General features: G+C 65.6%; 1 protein-coding gene. It reads left to right on the top strand.

Going from position 1 to position 657, the window contains the following annotated elements; genetic code table 11:
• On the top strand, positions 1-657 hold a 657-nt coding region (locus O3Q52_RS53855; RefSeq protein ID WP_269655648.1), incomplete at both ends, for an AMP-binding protein.

Raw genomic sequence — 657 nt, 5'->3', positions numbered from 1 at the left:
CGCCCTGCAGAACAACGCCCCGGCCGTCCTCGACCTGCCCGGCATCCACACCGAACCCCTGCCCGCCGGCAAACCGGCAGCAAAATTCGACCTCTTCTTCACCCTGAGTGAAACCTTCCACACCAACGCCAACATGGGTGCGGGTGCCGGTACTGGCACAGGTGATCGCCCGGCCGGTCTGTACGGCGGTATCGATTACGCCCTCGACCTGTTCGATGCCGAAACGGTGGAGACACTGGCCGAACGGTTCGTCCGCGTCCTGGACACCGTCACCAGGGAACCGCACCAGCGGGTCAGCACTGTGGAGACGTTGTCGGAGGAGGAGCGGCACCGGCTTGTGGCGGGGTGGAACGACACTGTCCAGGAGGTGCCTGGGGCGACTCTGCCGGAACTGTTCCAAGGCCGGGTCGCGAAGCATCCTGATGCAGTCGCGGTGGTTGTCGATGGCACCGAGCTGACCTTTGCGGAACTCGACGAGCGCGCGAACCGGCTTGCCCGGTTGCTGATCCGTCGCGGTATCGGTCCCGAGCGTATCGTCGGGCTGGCCCTGCCTCGCTCGGTGGACCTGATCGTCGGTCTGCTGGCGGTACTGAAGTCGGGCGCCGGTTACCTGCCGATCGATCCGGAGTACCCGGCCGAGCGGATCGCCTTCATGTT

Origin of the sequence: Streptomyces sp. ActVer, assembly GCF_027270795.1 — a bacterium.
In the GTDB taxonomy this organism is placed as follows: domain Bacteria; phylum Actinomycetota; class Actinomycetes; order Streptomycetales; family Streptomycetaceae; genus Streptomyces; species Streptomyces umbrinus_A.
Note: the sequence above shows the minus strand (reverse complement) of the source record. Positions and strands in the feature narration are given on the sequence as shown.